18 protein-coding genes, 2 tRNA genes and 2 pseudogenes are annotated in these 17,635 nt (G+C 44.0%); 8 read left to right on the top strand and 14 right to left on the bottom strand.

Annotated features, from left to right (window positions below):
- Nucleotide 1 precedes the first annotated feature (1 nt).
- The 4 genes from GACE_RS01280 to GACE_RS01265 form a co-directional block, all read right to left on the bottom strand.
- On the bottom strand, nt 2-781 hold the full coding sequence (locus GACE_RS01280) for a PDDEXK family nuclease (protein WP_158413782.1): 780 nt from the start codon (nt 779-781) through the stop codon (nt 2-4).
- A gap of 135 nt (nt 782-916) precedes the next feature.
- Nucleotides 917-999 (bottom strand) — tRNA-Ser (locus GACE_RS01275).
- 67 nt (nt 1,000-1,066) lie between these two features.
- Nucleotides 1,067-1,954: a malate dehydrogenase gene (locus GACE_RS01270; RefSeq protein ID WP_048090536.1), complete on the bottom strand. Its 888-nt coding sequence runs from the start codon at nt 1,952-1,954 to the stop codon at nt 1,067-1,069.
- Nucleotides 1,955-1,984: 30 nt separating this feature from the next.
- Nucleotides 1,985-3,067, bottom strand: coding sequence for an LUD domain-containing protein (locus tag GACE_RS01265; RefSeq protein WP_052400170.1), 1,083 nt, complete (start codon nt 3,065-3,067; stop codon nt 1,985-1,987).
- 60 nt (nt 3,068-3,127) lie between these two features.
- On the opposite strand from GACE_RS01265, the gene pdxS reads away from it, so the two are divergent.
- A complete protein-coding gene (pdxS, locus tag GACE_RS01260) occupies nt 3,128-4,135 on the top strand; it encodes a pyridoxal 5'-phosphate synthase lyase subunit PdxS (RefSeq protein WP_048090534.1) in 1,008 nt (335 codons plus the stop codon).
- Nucleotides 4,132-4,719, top strand: coding sequence for a pyridoxal 5'-phosphate synthase glutaminase subunit PdxT (gene pdxT / locus GACE_RS01255; RefSeq protein ID WP_048090532.1), 588 nt, complete (start codon nt 4,132-4,134; stop codon nt 4,717-4,719). The genes pdxS and pdxT overlap by 4 nt, the downstream gene beginning before the upstream one ends.
- Here pdxT and GACE_RS01250 read toward each other — a convergent pair.
- The 5 genes from GACE_RS01250 to GACE_RS01230 all read right to left on the bottom strand — a co-directional run bounded on the left by GACE_RS01250 (nt 4,711) and on the right by GACE_RS01230 (nt 7,948).
- Nucleotides 4,711-5,472, bottom strand: coding sequence for a DUF169 domain-containing protein (locus GACE_RS01250; protein WP_048090531.1), 762 nt, complete (start codon nt 5,470-5,472; stop codon nt 4,711-4,713). The two genes, pdxT and GACE_RS01250, sit on opposite strands and share 9 nt — an antisense overlap.
- Before the next feature lie 38 nt (nt 5,473-5,510).
- On the bottom strand, nt 5,511-6,053 hold the full coding sequence (locus GACE_RS01245; protein WP_048090530.1) for a hypothetical protein: 543 nt from the start codon (nt 6,051-6,053) through the stop codon (nt 5,511-5,513).
- Nucleotides 6,054-6,111: 58 nt separating this feature from the next.
- Nucleotides 6,112-6,648, bottom strand: a complete 537-nt coding sequence (locus GACE_RS01240; protein WP_048090529.1) for a hypothetical protein — start codon at nt 6,646-6,648, stop codon at nt 6,112-6,114.
- Nucleotides 6,649-6,735: 87 nt separating this feature from the next.
- Complete coding sequence (locus GACE_RS11115; protein ID WP_052400169.1) at nt 6,736-7,692, bottom strand: TPD domain-containing protein; 957 nt, start codon at nt 7,690-7,692, stop codon at nt 6,736-6,738.
- Entirely contained in the window at nt 7,682-7,948 is a 267-nt protein-coding gene (locus tag GACE_RS01230) for an NMD3-related protein (protein WP_318249323.1), read from the bottom strand. The genes GACE_RS11115 and GACE_RS01230 overlap by 11 nt, the downstream gene beginning before the upstream one ends.
- 40 nt (nt 7,949-7,988) lie before the next feature.
- Between GACE_RS01230 and GACE_RS01225 the strand changes: the two genes are divergently transcribed.
- Nucleotides 7,989-8,657, top strand: a complete 669-nt coding sequence (locus GACE_RS01225; protein ID WP_048090525.1) for a hypothetical protein — start codon at nt 7,989-7,991, stop codon at nt 8,655-8,657.
- Entirely contained in the window at nt 8,621-9,799 is a 1,179-nt protein-coding gene (locus GACE_RS01220) for a tripartite tricarboxylate transporter permease (RefSeq protein ID WP_084063632.1), read from the top strand. The genes GACE_RS01225 and GACE_RS01220 overlap by 37 nt, the downstream gene beginning before the upstream one ends.
- On the opposite strand, the gene GACE_RS01215 is transcribed toward GACE_RS01220, so the two are convergent.
- Nucleotides 9,793-10,179: a hypothetical protein gene (locus tag GACE_RS01215; protein WP_048093474.1), complete on the bottom strand. Its 387-nt coding sequence runs from the start codon at nt 10,177-10,179 to the stop codon at nt 9,793-9,795. The genes GACE_RS01220 and GACE_RS01215 overlap by 7 nt on opposite strands.
- Before the next feature lie 83 nt (nt 10,180-10,262).
- Here GACE_RS01215 and hxlA point away from each other — a divergent pair, with 83 nt between their 5' ends.
- Entirely contained in the window at nt 10,263-11,561 is a 1,299-nt protein-coding gene (gene hxlA / locus GACE_RS01210) for a 3-hexulose-6-phosphate synthase (RefSeq protein ID WP_048090523.1), read from the top strand.
- A gap of 6 nt (nt 11,562-11,567) precedes the next feature.
- On the opposite strand, the gene GACE_RS01205 is transcribed toward hxlA, so the two are convergent.
- Genes GACE_RS01205 through GACE_RS01195 form a run of 3 tightly spaced genes read right to left on the bottom strand, consistent with a single transcriptional unit; the run spans nt 11,568 to nt 14,603 of the window.
- Nucleotides 11,568-12,848 carry a thymidylate synthase gene (locus tag GACE_RS01205; RefSeq protein ID WP_048090522.1) on the bottom strand — a complete coding sequence of 427 codons (1,281 nt, stop codon included), beginning with the start codon at nt 12,846-12,848 and terminating at the stop codon, nt 11,568-11,570.
- Between the two features lie 37 nt (nt 12,849-12,885).
- Nucleotides 12,886-13,521 carry a DUF3226 domain-containing protein gene (locus GACE_RS01200; RefSeq protein WP_048090520.1) on the bottom strand — a complete coding sequence of 212 codons (636 nt, stop codon included), beginning with the start codon at nt 13,519-13,521 and terminating at the stop codon, nt 12,886-12,888.
- A 2-nt stretch (nt 13,522-13,523) separates the two neighbouring features.
- Entirely contained in the window at nt 13,524-14,603 is a 1,080-nt protein-coding gene (locus tag GACE_RS01195; RefSeq protein WP_048090519.1) for an AAA family ATPase, read from the bottom strand.
- A 320-nt stretch (nt 14,604-14,923) separates the two neighbouring features.
- On the opposite strand from GACE_RS01195, the gene GACE_RS01190 reads away from it, so the two are divergent.
- Both GACE_RS01190 and GACE_RS01185 read left to right on the top strand, forming a co-directional pair.
- Complete coding sequence (locus tag GACE_RS01190; RefSeq protein WP_048090395.1) at nt 14,924-15,829, top strand: IS481 family transposase; 906 nt, start codon at nt 14,924-14,926, stop codon at nt 15,827-15,829.
- Nucleotides 15,830-15,899: 70 nt separating this feature from the next.
- Nucleotides 15,900-15,971, top strand: a tRNA-Cys gene (locus GACE_RS01185).
- 563 nt (nt 15,972-16,534) lie between these two features.
- On the opposite strand, the pseudogene GACE_RS11855 reads toward GACE_RS01185, so the two are convergent.
- Nucleotides 16,535-17,029, bottom strand: a pseudogene (locus GACE_RS11855) (LabA-like NYN domain-containing protein).
- A gap of 319 nt (nt 17,030-17,348) precedes the next feature.
- Between GACE_RS11855 and GACE_RS12040 the strand changes: the two are divergent.
- A pseudogene (locus GACE_RS12040) lies at nt 17,349-17,528 on the top strand (IS6 family transposase); the annotation flags it as partial.
- Nucleotides 17,529-17,635 lie beyond the last annotated feature (107 nt).

The raw sequence follows: 17,635 nt of genomic DNA, 5'->3' as shown, positions 1-17,635 counted from the left end.
TTCAGTAATCTATTGTGAAAAATTTTATATCGCCAGTTCGTTCAATGTACTCTGCGAAACCTACTGGTGAAAATTTAAACTGTAAATGGTTGCCAGGATGTCTCCAATCGGTTTTCTTATATTTTTTCACACGTTCTCCATTTCCGCCTTTTCTTTGAACAGTTATAAAATCCCCGAGCTTTATTATTCCTTTTTTAGTAAAAGATATATTGTTGTGAGCATTCTTATACAAAAATTCAATTACGTCGTCCATATTGTATACATAAATTCTATGTCTTGTTTTGTCATTTATCATGAATAACTTCAGATTTGACTCACTTCTTCTGAATATCTCCTCCAATATGGTTTTTAGCTTGTTATTGAAGAAGTTACCAATCTCGTCCCTATCTTTCTCAAGTATAAATTTGGCACTGCTATTTTTTGCAATTCGAAGTATTGCATCTTTTAATATATCAAAAATATAATCTGGCATATCCAGTAAGATTTTCCAATCTTCAAGCCGTCTTCTATCTAGTTGATGAAAATCCGCTTTACTGATAGATTTTATACTTACGCCAATTTTTTCATCATCTAGTACTATATAAATATCTATTTTTGAACCATTTTTAAATGCCCTTATTTCGCTAGGGTTACCATATCCAATACTGGATAAACCATCTATCATTGATTTTTGAAAATTCGGATTGTTGTTGATCATATGTACAATATCTTTTTCGCTATCTAAACCAATTCTTGCCGCTTTTTGTCCTTTAATCATATTTTCGTAATCTTTATCGGACAACGTTATCATCTCTCCTGCGATCTTGGTGATTGAAAACCTAGCTGTTAGTCAAAAATTCAGGTCTGTTATTATAATGTTTTCGAATCGTCTTTACATTAGCTACTAGTTCAAGGGACTTATTATTTCGAAAATGGACGCCGGGGCTGGGACTTGAACCCAGGTGCCCTCATCGGGCAGTGGATCTCGAGTCCACCGCAGTGCCTCTCTGCAACCCCGGCTCAGGTTTTATGGTAAGCACTCTGAATATTTAAATTTTGGTTTAATTCCCGCAAAAAAGAAAGGGAGTCAGTAGCCAAGCTCTTTTAACCTCTCCTTCAGTATGGATGCGGAGTTCTTAAGAGCGTTCAGCTCTTTTCCGGTAAGTTCGTATTCAACGACCCTTTCAACACCGTTCGATCCTATTACTGCCGGAACGCCAACGGCAACATCCTCTATGCCGTACTCTCCCTGAAGTATTACGCTGGTCGGAATTTCTTCCTTGGTGTCGCTGACGACGGCATTCACCATCCTGTATATTGCAACAGCCGGCCCGTATATCGTGGCTCCTTTTCTCTTGATGACTTCTGCAGCCACAAATCTGACCTCTTCCAGAGTTTTGCTCCTGTCCACATCTCCGTCAAAATCTGCCTGACTCCACAGGATGAACATGCTGTCTCCGTGTTCTCCGACGATCCATGCTTTCCTTATGTTTCTCGCCCCCTGTGAAAAGAGAGTGGCTTTCAGCCTTGATGAGTCGAGCATGTTACCCATTCCGAATACCTCATTTCTGGGCTTTCCTGTTTCTTTCCACATTATGTATGTCATCACGTCCATCGGGTTTGTTACGACAATTATCTTGCTCTCGGGACTGTTTTCCATTATGTTCTTTGCCACATCCTTTATTATTCCTGCATTTTTTGTTGCCAGATCAAGCCTCGTCATTCCTGGCTTTCTCGCAAGTCCTGCGGTTACGACTATCACATCACTTCCTTCAAGCAGGGAATAATCGCTCCCACCAACGATTTTGGGGTATTTGTCAACTCCGGCAGCGGCATGTGTCAGGTCCATCGCTTCTCCCACGGCAAGATCTTCAGCAATATCCACCAGAGCGATCTCGTCAACATCCAGATTCAGAAGACACGTGAATGCGGACGTTGCACCCACTCTACCGGCTCCGACAAAACCGAGTTTCATTGTACCACCCAGCGCAATTTAACGTGGATGTTAATTAATTTTACCAATTTTTATCATTTTCAGCTTTCTCAGCATTTCCGGGACATCTATCCTCAGAGGACATGTTTCAACACATGCACCGCAATTCAGACAGTAGAATGGATTGGACTCCGATCCAGTAATGTAGTTCCACACCGCTCCAATTCCTCCGCTGTAAACAGTCCCCCAGTCAGCATTCAGGGCTTCGTAGCTCGGACAGGAAAACTGGCATGCTCCACATCTGACGCAGTAAAGGGTCTCTTTAAATGCTGAATCCCTTGCCTTCATTCTCCCGTTGTCGAGAAACAGGATCGCGTGCTTAGATGGTCCGTGCAGACCTTTAATTATTCTTTTTTCTATGTCTCCACTTTTGCTGATACCTGATATTACGTTGAGGTACGACGGGCTGTAGTATCCTGCACTTTTCCATATGACTTCCGAAACCTTCACGGCAGATGAAAAGCTGTCAACGATTTTCTCCACCCCAGTAACCGTCATGACTTTTTCAGGCAGCGCACTTACGAGCCTCGCGTTTCCCTCGTTTTCTATGATAAACAGGGAGCCATCCGATGATATCACGTTGGCTCCGGTTATTCCTCCGTCTGCTCTGGCCAGTTTTTCTCTGAGCAGTTTTCGCACCTTGGCTTTAAGCCCTTCAAAATCCTGGACTCCCAGAACTTTGAACGCCTCCTCGGCTTTTATGTGTATTGCGGGCATGGTCATGTGCCTGGGTCTCTCGTTCAGCATCTGTATCACAAGCTCTCCCAGGTCAGTCTCCCACACCTCGATCCCTTTTTCTGAGAGAGCAGAGTTTAAATCAAGCTCATGACTCACCATTGACTTTGCTTTCAGAACGGTTGACGAGTCCTCGAAAAAGTCCAGCACCACTTTCTGGCCTTCCCGAACGTTTTTTGCGAAATATACTTCAAATCCGTTTTTTTCAAGGTTTTTTACGGCCGTATCAATCAGGTATTCGAGATTTTCAATAGAATGCTCTTTTATTTTCCGGACATCTTCAGCAAGTCTGAAAAATTCTCTGTTGAGTATTCTGAGCCGTCTCTCGGTGAGGTTTTTTCTTGCTTTTTTAATAACCACAAGCAATGTATGCGTAAGTTAAAAAAACATTTACCATCTTAGTTGATACAGTCACGGGTGATGGCTATGGAAATCGAAAAACTGAGATTTGGAACCGAGCTTGTTAAAAGAGGATTTGCCAAAATGCAGAAAGGCGGAGTCATAATGGATGTTACCACTCCTGAACAGGCTGTTATTGCTGAAGAAGCTGGAGCTGTTGCGGTTATGGCTCTTCATAAAGTCCCCGCCGATATAAGGGCATCAGGCGGGGTTGCCAGAATGGCTGATCCCCGGATAATTCAGGAAATTATGGATGCGGTAACGATCCCCGTAATGGCTAAGGTCAGGATAGGCCATTACGCTGAAGCAAGAGCGCTTGAGGCTCTTGGGGTTGATATGGTTGACGAGAGTGAGGTACTCACGCCCGCTGATCCGTTCTATCACATCGACAAGAGAAAGTTCACAGTGCCCTTCGTCTGCGGGGCAAGAAGTCTCGGAGAGGCTGTGAGGAGAATCTGGGAAGGAGCGGCGATGATAAGGACCAAGGGTGAAGCTGGGACAGGAAACGTTGTTGAGGCCGTAAGGCACATGAGGATGATGAACTACGCCATCGATAAGGTTGGGCAGATGGACGACAACGAGCTTTACAGGCTTGCTGAGATTTATTCCAAGGCATACCTCAGATTGCCTTCTGCAATATATGATGAGTTTGGAGTCGGTATTGATGTCCTGATGAAGGAAACGGTCTATGAGGAATACGCTTTCTCTCAGATAATTGAGGGCATTTACGATGTACTGGTTGAGGTCAGAAAACTCGGAAGACTCCCGGTGGTGAACTTTGCAGCGGGGGGTGTTGCAACTCCGGCAGATGCAGCATTCATGATGCAGCTCGGCGCAGATGGTGTATTTGTGGGTTCGGGCATATTCAAGTCCTCAAACCCGCAGGCGTATGCTAAAGCAATAGTTCAGGCGGTCGAACACTACGATGAGCCTGATGTGATTGCAGAGGTGAGCAAGAACCTTGGGGAACCGATGAAGGGCCTGGATGTTTCGGATCTCGAAGTGCAGATGCAGGAAAGAGGGGTATGAGGGTAGCGGTTGTTGGCGTGCAGGGCGACGTTGAAGAACATGTTGTGGCAACAGAGCTCGCCATGGAAAAGCTCGGAATCGATGGTAGTGTAACTGCTGTCCGGAAACCGGGAGTGGTTTCGGGGAGTGATGCAGTCATAATCCCTGGCGGGGAAAGCACGACCATATCAAAGCTTATATGGAAGGACGGAATTGCTGAAGAGATCATAGAGCTTGCTGAAAGCGGACATCCTGTTATGGGGACATGTGCGGGCCTCATAATTTTATCAAAACACGGGGATGAGCAGGTCGAAAAAACGAGCACCAGATTGCTGGGACTTCTCGATGTGAGGGTTAAAAGGAACGCCTTTGGCAGGCAGCGGGAGAGTTTCGAAACTGAACTCGAATTCAGAGGAGTAGGCAGGGTAAATGCAGTATTCATAAGAGCCCCTGTTGTTGAAAACGTTGGTGAGGATGTCGAGATCCTGGCCACTTTTGAGGGAAAGGTGGTTGCGGCACAGGAAAAAAATGTTATTGGTCTGTCGTTTCATCCTGAACTCTCAGGAGATACGAGGGTTCACGAGTATTTCCTTTCTTTAATCTGATTTTTTCATATTCTTCAGGGATTCTTCATAGCTCTTCGGAAGGCTCAGCTTCAGTCTGAGGGATGTGGCTGGAACAGGATATCTGATCCCCCGTTTGTGAGTTGCTTCGAGGTTCCTTGCTATCTCTTCCGCCATACTCCAGGGAAATGCAAAAGCAACTTCGTCATCCTGAGTCAGACCGAACAGCCTGTCCCCATAGCATGGGAGAACGAATCTTGGTTTTTTCTCTATGAATGCTTCCAGATATTCGCTGCAGGCAGCTCTGCCCAGTATTCTTGTCTCGAAAGCCCCTCCTCTCTCGTGGAGAACAGAGTGAATTAACCTCAGTATCTGGGCGGGGGTTCCGTAAATGACGGCAAAATCCGGTACTGCCTCATCTCTTTCCAGAGGGAAAACAAAGGCACCTGAGTATTCGCCTGTTCTGAGCTTTGCAACTGCATTTTCGAATTCAATTCCCGCCTCTTTCGTTGAGGCGTATCCTGCATCGTATGCGAGTTCACCCCGTCTGTAAAGCTCATCTGCCTCACAAAACCCGTAGGCGACAAGTCCGATGGGGCAGATGGTGTTCGCATCAAAATAAACCGTCCATTTATACCTCCTTGCCATGTTGTAGGCCTGACATATTGTTATGCCTTCAAATCGCCTGGCTTTTTCCGGAACCTCTCCTTCATGTTTCACAAGCCTGAACCCAATGGGGTATGTGGATGGACGAATATATTTTTCAACAAAACGGTTGAATTCCGATGCTTTCATAAGTTAACGTCAACATTAAATATTAAAAATTTCGCATTTTATTCCAGTATGCTGTAGTCTTCGCCTATTCTGAAGGTTCCTGAGAAATATCTGAATGGAAACACGTATTCCCGTACCGAGTAGGTGTATTTTTTCTCGAAAGTAATGTCCTTTTCTTCGATTTTTACAATAGCGTCAAAGAGGTCTTTTATTATCACTTCTTCTTTCTCTTCAATGGAGTTTTCGAGCAGGAAGAAATATATCGTTCTGCCTTTCTGGAGGATTAGTTTGAAAACTGGTTTTATTCCACACTTTGGTTTGGCGAAGTGGAAACCGTAGCAGAAGATCGTCTCAATGCCATTTTCCAGCGTATCAATGTTCTTGAAAATTTTCCCGGGGAACTCCGGAGCGTATGGCATAAATTTCTCGAAAAATGTTTCCAGCCTGCTTTTTCCCAGTTCATCGAAAACAAGCCAGCCAAGCTTTTCACGGCCCTTGGCATCTGCTATCGTCTTTGAAACGGATAAGAATACCTCGTTTGATGGATAGCTGATCAGTATTTTTTCGTTCTCACGAGTGTGCAGGAATTCGGACAGATCCATGTACATTCTGACCTTTGTTAATTTTAAATAATTTACCTTAATCGCTCTGCCAGCCAGCTCACTCGAACAGGTTGTATCTCTCATCAATTTTGACGTATGCCGAGTGGTCGATATGTGGCATTACGTATGCCTTCACCCTGTAGAAGAATTCCTTATCAAGCGGGGCCTCTTTTTCCCTGATGTCCACAACATAGTCGAAAAGGTCTTTCAGAACCAGAATTCTCTTTTCCTCCACGACTCTGTCGTAGATAAAGCAGAACAGGCTTATATCATCGTCCAGGATCAGCCTTATCAGCGCATCATCTGAAAAATGGCTTGATATGGCATAGAAGTGGTAGCCGTAGGCTATCACAAATCTGCGGTCTATTTCGTCATAGCTGGTGTATATTTTGTTTGAAAAGTCATTGTTGAAGATCTTGAACAGTTTTTCAAGCCTTTTTTTGGCAATTTCATTGAAAACGAACCATCCTATCTCATCTTTACCGTAAGTTTTCGTTATTAATTTTGAAAATGCAAGGAAAACATCGTTATCGGGATATATGAACAGCACATCTTCTCCTTTTTTCACTGATTTGATCACATCTATAACCGACATTGAGATTAGGTAACTTTCGTGTCATTATATAAGCTTTGTTGTAGATGGGGTTTTTAAAAAGTTATATGAACCGATATTGGCAGTTTTTTACTTGAGAACCACCGGAATCAGGCCCATGTTTCGGAGAATAGTCCTTAAACTCCTGTTCCAGCCAGTTACGATTATATTTCTCTCTATGGAGTCAAAGAGCTTGAGGGTTTCGTCAAGGAAGGCCTTGGTTTTCACATCTTCTTCCACATCCCACTGATAAACACTGGCGCCGAGAGCTTCTGCATGTTCCTCTTCGTTTTTATTGGCGAGAAAAACCTTCATGTCCAATAGAAAGAATTTCGACTTGCTCTGGATGAAGCTGTAGTCCTTAAGCATTGCATGTGATTCGAGGTTGTCCAGTTTGCCCAGCCAGTATATCACGACACCGTCCCCATACATTTCGAGATATGGCAGGTACTGTTTCTTTGAGTATAGTTTGTGTGTTCGGTAATCTCCGAAAAGCGCTTTGCTTTCTATCCATTTAATAACTCTGCCGTCAATCTCAAGCTGGTCTTCAATGTAGAAATCGGGAGTTTTTTTTGCAGGTCTAAGCTGTTTCTCATCCTTGAACTCAATTCCCTGACTTTCCAGGTAGTCCCTGATTATCAGCTCTCCGACCCTCCCTCTTGCGAACTGGTTTCTGACAGCTATTGGAGAGTATATGAAATCCTTGTATATCGCGGACCATACCAGATCTTCGAACTCGCTGTTCTCCGGGTTGGAGAATTGCTTGAGAATCTCCTTTTTGCTCATGCCGAGTGCTTTCATCAGGAGTTTTATTCTCATGATTGGTGGCAATCTCAGCCACCCGGGAATCTCCTTGTTCTTTTCCCAGTGGTTTGCAAGTTCTGGAAGCCTTGAGGTGTAATCGCCGTATCTTCTTTTGACATTGTCTATTCTTTTTTGCAGCAGAATTCCAAATAGTGTTCCTCTTGGATATGTCTGTTCGTACTTGCTGAAATCTCTGAAGCCTTTCAGGTCTTTTTTCAGCATAAAGTATTCATCAATCTTCATTTTCGAGCCTCACAGAGTATGTAAAAAACCATCTAACTCGCCCCCTTCTCAAACCCGCGTATTTCGTGCTTGATTTTATTTTCACTTTTGCCAGCTTTTTTATTTTCGATAGCGCCTGTCTCGCATCGTTGACATCTTCAAAATAGATATCCATTCCGTATTTATTCTCCACTATCTCAACACCTTCCAGTTTTTCTATAAATCTCTCAAGCTTTTTAACATTTCCTCTCAGTTGAATCAGTGCAGGATGTTTCACATCCAAAATTTTAATAACTGTTTTAATGTTTTTATCCGCGATGTCTTACAGACTTGTGGAGATTGAGGAAGATCTGCAGTACATAAATGTGGCCTCCAGGAAAAATGATGTTGAACATGCGCTGATCAGGCTCGTACTTTCCACCCTTGCAGATGTTGAGGAAATCCAGAACCTGACTAAAAGAGACATTTCTGCTTCGAGTCGCAACGGGAGAGAAATCTATGCAGTATATTTGAGAAAGCCGGGAAAAAGCAGAAAAGTTCCCGTTGATGGTGGAACCTACACAATCCTCAGAAATATTTCTGCCAGTCTGGGTGGGAAAGATAGGGTATTCAGCTACAGTACTGAGGAGATTGATTCCATAATTGGAAAATACTCTCCAGAAAACAGTCGCTATACTCTTCACAGCCTCAGAGAGGCTCTGATGGAGCTTCTCGCAGATAATCTCCTTGGAAAAACCATTGGTGATATTTTTGAGATGGACTTTGAGGAGCTGGTTGAGTTCATGGAAGAATGCCATCCCATGTTCTCCGGCATGTGGGATATTGATGAAGATGATGTTGCCTCAGACTACTTCCACATGCTGGCGGAGAGGCACGGGATGAGCGTTTCGAAAATGTCTGAGGTTAGTGGTGAGGACGAGGAGAGAATCGAGAAACTTATTGGCAGAAAATGGCTCCAGAGCTACTGGGATTCATACTCGGAGTGATTGCCGGACTTGTACCTGGAATACACCCAAATACTTTTTCGGCGTTAATTCTTGGGGCATCTTCTCTGTTCTCTGCCCGTTTTACTGGTAGTGAGATTGCGATAATGATCTTCGTCTCTTCAGCCGTCTATTCTGTGGTCAGCATAATTCCGGCCGTTTTCGTCGGCGTGCCTGACGAAGATACTTCGCTTGCAGTATTTCCCGCTCACAGAATGGTTCTTGATGGTGATGGATTTGCAGCAATATCCATTTCAGCTGTTTCGAGCTTTCTTTCGTCTCTGTTATGCGTTCCGGTTTACTACATCATTCTGCTGGCAGGTAAATCCGCAGACGTCTCACCCCTCACGACCCCTGTTTTAATCGCTGTTACAGCATACCTGATCCTCCTTGAAGATGATGGATTTGGCGGCAGTCTCGCAAAGTGGAAAAAGAGGTTTTTGGCAGCGGTTGTGTTTCTGCTTTCAGGCGTTACAGGCATTATTTCGCTGAGGTATTTCTATTCCGAAGGTATTTCCATGCTCTTCCCTATTCTAACCGGCCTTTTTGCCTTTCCAACCCTCGTCGCAGGGATGAATTCTGAGGGCATTCCTGATCAGAGGATTAAATTCGTTCTTCCGGAATTTAAAAACGTCCTGAGGGGAACGGTTTCGGGTCTTTTTGTCTCGCTTTTTCCGGGAATAAGTTCCGGCGTGGCAACGGCAATATCTGTTGGGCGAGGGGATGATGAGAAAAGGTACATAGCCTCGATAAGCTCTGCGAATACTGCAAACACGATCCTGAATTTTGCAATTCTGCAATCAGCAGGTAGAGTCAGGAGCGGAACTGCAGACGCTTTCCTTTACTTCACATCTCCTGAAAACTATGGTTATTTGCCCATACTGGCTCTGTCCGCCTCTTTTGCAGCCATGGCGTTTTCTCTGCTGATCTCGGTTCCGGCTATGGGTCTTTTCAGCAGGGTAAGTCCATCAAAGCTATCGAGGTCAGTGATTGCATTTCTGGTCCTCGTTGTTCTATACTTCACCGGCTTTGAGGGGATTGCAGTATTTTCTGTTGCATCTGCAATCGGGATGCTCACACTTTTATTCAGGGTGAGGAGAATCCACTGCATGGGTGCAATAATTCTTCCCGCAATCCTCTACTGAGTTCTGAACCTGCCCTTTTCTATCTGCTCTTCCAGTTTTCTGACGAATCTATCTCCCGTCTTGACAACGGGGATTATCGTCGTATCTCCCCTGAGCATGTTCACCCTGTCGGTGTATTCGCAGCTGTCGTCATGGTTGTGGTAGATGATCCATCTTCTGTATCCGTCTACTTCAGTAAACGCCGAGTATGTTATGATTTCCACGACTATGAATTTGTCTTCCACAATGCCGTGGAGGGTTTCAAAATCCACAATATACAGCCTTTTATTGAAATAGAACACCCTCTGAACCTCGAGACCAACAGCGTTTCTGACAAAATCCCGGAACTCAAATTTTTCAGGATCGTCAATAACTGCAGGTCCGTGGTATGAAATGTTCATGAGCCAGAGAATCTGACCAGGATTTAAAAGCTTCACCTCCACAACCCCATCAACGTTAAATACTTCTCCGGGGAAAAGAAATCATGGATAAGCCCATACTTCAGGTTGCTCTTGACCTTGTTGAGTTAAAAAGAGCTGTTGAGATAGCAGGAGAGGCTCTTGAAGGTGGTGCCGACTGGCTTGAGGTGGGTACACCCCTCATTAAGAGCGAGGGGATGGATTCTATAAGGGAGATCAAGAAGAGGTTCAGGGTGAAAACTCTTGCCGACATGAAGACCATTGATACCGGAAATGTCGAGGTGGAGATGGCTGCAAAAAGTGGGGCTGACATTGTGATAATCCTTGCACTGAGCGACAATTCCACGATCCAGGAGGCAATCAGGGCAGCAAGAAAGTACGGCTCCGAGATTATGGTGGACATGATAAACGTCCCCGACCCGGTTGAAAGGGCGAAAGAGCTTGAGGAGCTCGGTGTGGATTACATAAACGTGCATGTTGGAATAGACCAGCAGATGAAGGGTATGGATCCTCTCGAAATCCTCTCAAGTGTTGCGAACGAGGTCAGCATCCCTGTTGCGGCAGCAGGCGGTCTGGATGCTGAAAAGGCTGCAAACTGCGTTTCTCTGGGCGCAAGCATAGTTATTGTGGGCAGCAATATAACGAAGTCAAGAAATGTTGTGGAGTCTGCAAGGAAGGTTAGGGCGGCAGTGGATAATGCATGGAAAAGCGGAAAGAAGGTGGAATTGAGGAAAAGAGAGCTTGACGAGGAAATAAGGAAAATTCTGATGAGGGTCTCCACGCCCAATATCAGCGATGCGATGCACAGGGCAAGGGCCATGAGAGACGTGCACCCTGTCGTGAGGGGAAAGAAGATTGTGGGTAAGGCCGTAACTGTCAGCGCCTTTGATGGTGACTGGGCAAAGCCAGTCGAGGCAATAGATGTTGCTGGAAAGGGAGATGTGATCGTCATAAAGGTTTCGGGAGACAATGCGGCAGTGTGGGGTGAGCTTGCAACAAGGAGCTGCATAAACAAGGGGATTGAAGGGGTAATCATTGATGGTGCTGTGAGGGATGTGGACGATATCAGGGAACTCGGCTATCCGATCTTCGCAAAAAGAGAGGTTCCCAATGCCGGTGAGCCAAAGGGATTTGGAGAGATTAACGTGAAAGTTGAATGTGGCGGGATTGAGGTCAACCCCGGTGACTGGATTGTTGCTGACGACAATGGAGTGATGGTGATACCTAAGGAAAGGGCGTATGAGATTGCAAGAAGGGCACTTGAGGTCAAAAAACATGAGGAGAGAATCAGGGGCGAGATAGAGGACAAGGGAAGAACTCTTGCTGAGATTGTGGAACTTTACAAATGGGAAAAGGTCCAGTAAGCTGATTCATCTTTTTTCAATCATGTCAATGTATCCCGGAGTTTCCGGTTCGAGTATCTCTCTTACAGATTCTATGAATTCTCCATAGATGTGGGCGTCAAGAGCGAAGTGGTAGTATCTGTGACTGTCGAACCCGCACATCTCTGCGAGATATCTGGTAAGCAGGTTGAATGCAAACATGTTTGCATGCATGGCCCCGTAGGCATCGTTTGAACGCATGTAAAACAGTCCGAAAAATGTTTCATTGACCCCGAACTGATACCCCCTCAGACATGGCGGCTCATCGCTCGTGATGTCCCATGGTCTTGAAATTCCTATGTAGCAATCTCTCCTGCTTTGTCTCTCTTTCAGTTTCTGTATTACGGTGTACAGCTGGTCGACTCTTACATCGTCTTTCTCGCAGTATCTTGCCCTCTCAGCATAGGTGTATGTTTCCCCTTCCCTGAGTATGTTTTCTCTAACCTCTCTGTCTATTGCACCCGCATGAATGACGTAGTCGTGGGCATACTCAACACCATACTTTTTCGTGAACGGTGCCTTGTCGTGTATCTGGTTCTCTTCCGGATTCTTCACTTCTATGAACATTCTGTGGATGTATCTGCTCTCTTCCTGTCCTTCGAAAAGCTCGCCCCACTCCGTCCTTTTTGCGTCCCCATTGTAGTAGATGTTTTCAAGGGCTGAATGCCAGGCGGAAGACAGGTAATCCTCCACTATATGAGTGCCGAGCTTGTGAAATCCGAAAATTTCTGTGTACTGTCTTCTGCTCACCCTGTCAACGTCTCTCTCGTAAATGTGGGGGATCGAGATCAGCATCGCCACGCTTCCGGCTTCGAAACCGGCATTTCCGGAGACCTCTTCCAGAACATGGCTGACAAAGCTGAAATTTGGCATGAAGTAGTTTACGGCATCAAGAGACCTGAAAAATGCTGTAGCATGCAGCCTGCCATCTGCGTAAAGGAGACTTATCTCTGTTATTGCCGGGGGCGTATCACACAGGTGGTCTTTTGGTCTCCAAACGGGGATTGAGACTCTTCGGGAGTATGGAACCTTTTTAAGCTTCTCTATCGCATCACTGATGCAGTCCTCAACTCTTTCTGAATACGTTTCTCCACAGGCTCTCCAGCCGCTTGAATCCGGCTCAAAGTCTGAAGCCGGGTTTTCAGAAATAACAAGCTGGGGCTTTCCTCTCAGTTCTGTCCCGTATTTAGACGAGAATTTCCGGTTCTCGTCAATTATCTTTGAGATCAGCATTTTCTGGAGCTTTTCAGGGTCTTTTGCGATGAGCATTCAGGACACCCCGGACATTCTTATGACCTCGGCTTTTTTAATCCATGGTCTTTGTGGATTCTGAAAGCAATCTGATAAACCCGCGCAGCTCATTAAATGCAGGACTGCCAAAATTCCAGTATCCTGCTTTAGCAGCTTCGCCCAATCTTTTATCAGGTTCGTATCTCGTAGCCAAAAATGCGTGAACTCTCGCTTTTGATTTATCTCTTTGTTCGATTTTATTCTCACTAAGACATTGAAAAAACGAATTTATGCATTCAATTGCAGGATCATTTTTTACTGATTCCAGACATAGGTCCTCCAGCTTTCCATTCGAGCTGTTGTCTGGCAATATCATAATGGCCACCTTCGGTTTGTTTCCGGCTACTTCAAAGGGCCTTTCTGGCGTTGGCAGGTTGGCGCTAGCTAATGCACTTCGAACACTCTTAAACGCGTTTTCAAACCCGTCATCATCAGCATCTCTCGTAATACCAATTGCTTTAACGTTCTTAAATCCTGTTGTGTTCACGAATGCTCTCATAAACTGGTGTAGTCTATTTTTGCCACCATATTCCAGAACCTGAATATATTCGTCTAATCCCATGTATTCTATCAAAGCCCTAAGGAACAATTCCTCGTCTTTTCCTTCTCCGAGTAATATGATTGGCTTTGTTAGGATGGTGGTTCTGGCCATTACTATCTTACCTCCAGATCCATCTCCAGAGCGGCTTCCAAGGATTCTTTATCGTATGGTATGGCCTCTATTTCGTCGCCTATTCTTTCCAGCCTATACAGTCTAAAATTGTATTTGTCATCTGAAAATGCTTCGTGTGCTGCGACAATAAATTCTCTGCTGTGGGTTGTGGCGAAAACCTGAACGTTGAACCTTTCCGCTGCCTTTCCTATGGCTGTCCATACTTTGCTTTGAATGGAGTAATGAAATCCATTTTCTATTTCATCTATTAGAACTACCCCGTCCTTAGCATTTGCTATTGCCAGAATTATGCTACAAAGTTTGACCATCCCTTCTCCCATCAAAGGTAGCGGTATTCTGGATCTAAAACCGAGGTCGCCATGGATTATAGGCACTTCATCTACAACTCTGACAAAAAGTCTTTTTAAGCGAGGTTCAATAATTTTTAAAGCATCCACGATCACATTTTCTTCTCCCTGCACCTCGAGATTTCCAAGTCTTTCTGAGTCGAGTGTTGGATCTGGCCTGTATGATGATGCCAGAAAAACCACGGAGTCTATCGTTCTGTTTGGCGATATGGACGCTTTGTGGTTTATTTCAGGAGGGTAGGGGTAAATATATGAAGATATATTGAAAGAAATTTCCAATGCCTGTGGATGTTCGTATATCCAGTCTATATGTGCGTAGTCTTTAATTCCTGCATGTTTCAGCACTTTTATTGTTAGTTTATGCTCTTCTTTGTCATATTCTGTACTTTTAAATGTCATCTCTCTGTCCGTATCGAAATCAAAAAACAGTGATTCCAGCATTATTTCCGTTTTTCGTCTGAAACTGGGCATCTTATGTGGAGTTAGGCCACGCAGTAGCCAGAGTTTTGAGAGTATATATTTTAGAGATCCATATACAAACCTTTCAGAATCCATTACTTTTTTGTTTGTTAGGATGGAGTGAATAAACAAAGCCTCGAGTAATGCAGTTTTTCCGACATTATTCATTCCAACGATTAAGTTAATTCTCCTTAGCTGGTCTATGTGAAACTCTCTGAAACACCTGAAATTTTGTATTTCAAATGACTTGTACATTTTTGACCCTCTGAAACAAATCTTCAATCACTCAGATTTAAATGTTGCCTCTGATATGTTGTCCGTGTTTCATGCCTGTTTAAGATTTTGGGCAGTTTCTGGAGATTGAGGCAACCCGGTAATTCTCTGACATATCTTTTTTGTTGCAATTCTTGGAAACTAATTCTTTTAGGCTTCTGCTTTTTCGGAAAAAGATGAGCAGCGAAATTTTCTGCTACTTTTGGTGCTGGACTGCATGATTTTTTCCAGCCTGTATAAATCCTGTATGAATGCTCACCTGTCTTTTCCCGAAATTATTTCCCACTTCAACAAACCCCCATGTGAAACTTGACGAGAAAGCGATAAAATGGATTATCAGAGAGAAAGAGAAGGGTACACCGACAAAGGAGATAGCAGAGATCGAAAACATAACACCAAGAAGAGTAAATCAGATCTACAAGCAATACAAAGATACTGGAGAAATACCAAAGCCAAAGAAACCAGGTAGACCTAAAAAAGAACTATCAGAAGAAGAAATAGAAGCCATAAAAGAAGCCTATGAAGAGTACAGGTGTAATGCAGTAGTTCTCCAAACAATCTTAAAGGAAAGAGGTTACAGAATAAGCAAGAACAAAATACACGAAGTGTTGAGAATGAACGGCTATGCTAAGGAGGAGAAGAACAAGAAAAAGCGTAAAAAGTGGATAAGGTATGAGAGAAAGCACTCTATGGAATTATGGCATGCAGACTGGTTTTTCTATAACGGGAAGTGGATAATTGCTTATCTGGACGATGCTTCCCGTCTGATTACTGGTTACGGAGTATTTGATAAAGCAACATCTGAGAATGCCATAAAAGTGCTAAAAGAAGCCATGGATGATTATGGCAGGCCGGAATCAATCCTGACGGATAGAGGTACTCAGTTCTACGCATCTGCAGGGGAGAAGAAGGCTAAAGGAGTATCTAAATTTGAGAAATTCCTTGCAGAGAATGAAATTAAGCATATTGTGGGTAGGGTGAATCACCCACAAACGAATGGAAAGATAGAGAGGTTCTATGGAACGCTGGAAGCTAAAATCAAGTATTTCGATACAGTAGATGAATTCATGGAGTGGTACAATCACAAAAGACCCCACATGAGTCTCAACTTAGATGAACTGGAGACTCCCTATAAAGCATTTTTGAGAAAGTTGACTCCTGAGAGAATATTGAGTTATTCGTGGAGGTGGTTTGATGGTGGGAAATGATTTTAGGAAACTACAGGTTTCTCGGCTGACCAAAATTTTTAAATAAACGTTCCTTGTCAGTGTTGTGTAGGCCAGGGTGGCAGAGGGGCTATGCGGCGGACTGCAGATCCGCTTTACCCCGGTTCGAATCCGGGCCCTGGCTCTCTTACCTTAAGTTCGGATCCTTACCCTCAAGAAGGCCGAGTACCTCTGACTTTTTTATCATGATGACTTCAACCGAGGGGTTCAATTTCTTATCTTCCGCGGGAGGACATTGACTATGGATTTTCACCCACACCATAAACTATCCAAGGCCCTTCAAAGTGTGTTCTTTTCCAAAATCAAATTTTAACGATCGTCCTGACTGGTTTACAAAAAATGAGTTTATGAGAAAAGCTCTTGGTAAAACACGGAAAGGCAGGAGCAGGAAAGTATATGTCCTCACACCGACAGGAAAACGCATCCTCGAACTGCTCGAAGAAATAGAAAGAAAGGGTTTACAGTGAGGGCGTTTCAGGGGAAGAGAAGTTTGAAAAAGAGGCTGAGAAGTATTTGAGCTCTTCAGATGATAAATAAGGATATTCAAATGCTCAATGATATACCATAATCCATATATATCAGTTGCATCGTTAGTATTTCTGATAAGAACTCTGCGGGTGGCGGGGGCGTTCCCCCAGGACGGTCCTCGTAGACCTGCCCTGCTGGGCCGGCCACCCGCAATAAGAGCTATTTCTTCTCAATTTTATCAGCCAGTTCATCAAGTGCTATAAACCTATCCGCGATCCTTTTCAAATCTGGATTCAAAGCGTTCCTGAACATTGCAACCTCGACTCTCAGCCCCAGAGATTTAATTACTTTCACAGCAGGGATGAAGTCCCCATCGCCGCTAACCAGTATGGCGACATCATAGGCTTTGCGAAAACCCAGAGAAAGCATGTCTACTGCCAAAGCAATGTCTATGCCCTTCTCAATTAAACCATCATTTCTTTTTCTCAATGGTTTTGTCACAACATGGAAACCCTCCTCCTATAGAGCGTTATAAAATCTGATTTGCCTCTCTTTTATTTCTTCATTTTCAGGATTGAAGGAGGCATAAAAGTATGCCCTTATCATCTTCCTTCCAGCAGCAAGAGCATCTCTGAGCTTTTCGTAATCTATTTTGAATCCCTGCCTGAACGCTTTGCAGGCATGAAACAGGTTTGAGCCATCGATGAAGATCATTACTCTGTCGGTTCGATCTAACATAGTCGCATAGCATGTGAGGAAGTATATGAATGATTTTGGAAAGTGTGTGAGGAAAGCCCCACATGCTGATACAATGGCTCGTAACTGGAAACTCTAACGGGCACTGTCAAGAATAACATTAAAAAATAAAAACACAAAATAAAACGCATACAACCCCCAATCCAGCAGCTGATAGAAAAGATCAAGGCTAAAAAAGTCTTTCGCAGAAACAAAAAGAAGTTAGAGCTGAAAATACTCCCAGCTTTGCTCTACTTCTACGGACTCTCTTTGGGAAAAGCACAGGTGGGCTTTATAAAGACAGGAATTATGTTACAGGCATGAGACCTTTGGAACGAGAAATGCGGTTGAAGAGTTCTTTTCTATTCTGAAGGGCAGGACTGGGAGGTTCTGGAATAGATTTCCTTTCAGGAGTTCCTTTGAGTCTGTTCAAAGCTGGCTGGAAAATTTTGTTGGGTTGTATAATGTGGAGAGGTAGTTATCTTGACAATGCTCGAAATCAATTTCTAAATGCGCTTTCTTCAAGTTCAGACCTTAGTTTCGTCAACAGCACACAACTTTCTCCGATTCAAACAATGGCGAAAG

This window comes from Geoglobus acetivorans (assembly GCF_000789255.1).
Taxonomy (GTDB): domain Archaea; phylum Halobacteriota; class Archaeoglobi; order Archaeoglobales; family Archaeoglobaceae; genus Geoglobus; species Geoglobus acetivorans_B.
The sequence above is the reverse complement of the archived record's forward strand: the minus strand, read 5'-3'. Positions and strand labels throughout refer to the sequence as shown.